Source organism: Anabaena sp. AL93 (assembly GCF_001672085.1).
Lineage (GTDB): Bacteria > Cyanobacteriota > Cyanobacteriia > Cyanobacteriales > Nostocaceae > Dolichospermum > Dolichospermum heterosporum.
Window position 1 is genome coordinate 1 of sequence record NZ_LJOU01000215.1, and the last position, 1,109, is coordinate 1,109.

The 1,109-nt window shown below is 51.0% G+C and carries 2 protein-coding genes; both read left to right on the plus strand.

The window, feature by feature from the left end; translation table 11 throughout:
• Positions 1–326: hypothetical protein (locus AN486_RS26550; protein WP_290603058.1), on the plus strand; the 326-nt coding region annotated here is incomplete at its 5' end.
• On the plus strand, positions 326–1,109 hold a 784-nt coding region (locus AN486_RS26555), incomplete at its 3' end, for a TonB-dependent receptor plug domain-containing protein (RefSeq protein ID WP_290603059.1). The genes AN486_RS26550 and AN486_RS26555, both read left to right, overlap by 1 nt.

Here is a 1,109-nt window from a genome sequence, read left to right on the forward strand (position 1 = left end):
CCCCGTGCCTTGTTCTTGTGAGAAAGGGTGATGAAGCAGCTTTTGGGTATAGCAGCGGAGAGTTTGTGAACCGCAGGGAAGAAGGCAGCTGGGAGATGAACAGGGTTCCAATGGGCTTTCTGGTGGGAAGGCTTAACGAGGAGGATAAGCTTGGCATGCGGATCCTAGATGAAACTGGCTATGCCGGGCAGATCAGTATGAAGCTTTCTGGGGACCTTGGAAACCTTCCGGTGCTGAATAGGGAACTGGGGAGGTATGGGCTGAAGCTGGTTAAGGCTAAAAGGCCGATCAACACATTTGTAATCAAAGATAAACCGATAAAATAATGAAGAAGATTTATGGATATTTAGTAAGGGTGAGGAAGAAAAAGGTGGTGTGGGATCTGTTTGGCAGAACTGGCTCAAGGGTGATGCTGGTTGCTGGTTTTTTGCTGTTTATGGTTCTGGATGCTTCCGGCCAGCAGCTTTCTGGGGTGGTCAGGGACAGGCAGAGTAGGGAACCCCTGGCCGGGGTTTCACTGTCCTCGGTCAAAACTGGCCGGGTGTTTTTAAGCGGTGAGGATGGCAGGGTTTCGTTTGTAGCTTCTTTAGGTGATACGCTGGTGGTAACTTATTTGGGCTATAAGACCAGGCGGGTTGCTGTGGGTCAGGTTTCTTTGCTGGAGATCCTGCTGGAGACTGATCAGAGTGTACTGGGTGAGGTGAACATCTATACCGGCTACCAGAGGATCCCTAGGGAAAGGGCTACGGGTTCATTCACACTGATAGATGAGAAACTTTTCAGTCAGCAGGTGGGTACCACCATTCTGGACAGGTTACCCAATATTGCCGTTGGGGTGAGCCTTGATCGGCGTACGGTGACCCCTTCGCTATCTGTCAGGGGATTGAGTACGATGCAGGGGCCTAGGTCCCCGCTGATCATCCTTGACAATTTTCCCTATCAGGGGAGCCTGGAGAACCTGAATCCAAACGAGGTGGAAAGCATCTCGATCTTGAAGGATGCCGCTGCGGTTTCGATCTGGGGAGCTAGGGCGGGCAACGGGGTGATCGTGATGACTTCAAAAAAGGCAAAGTTCAACCAGGGACTTAATTTTTCGCTGACAAGTAACC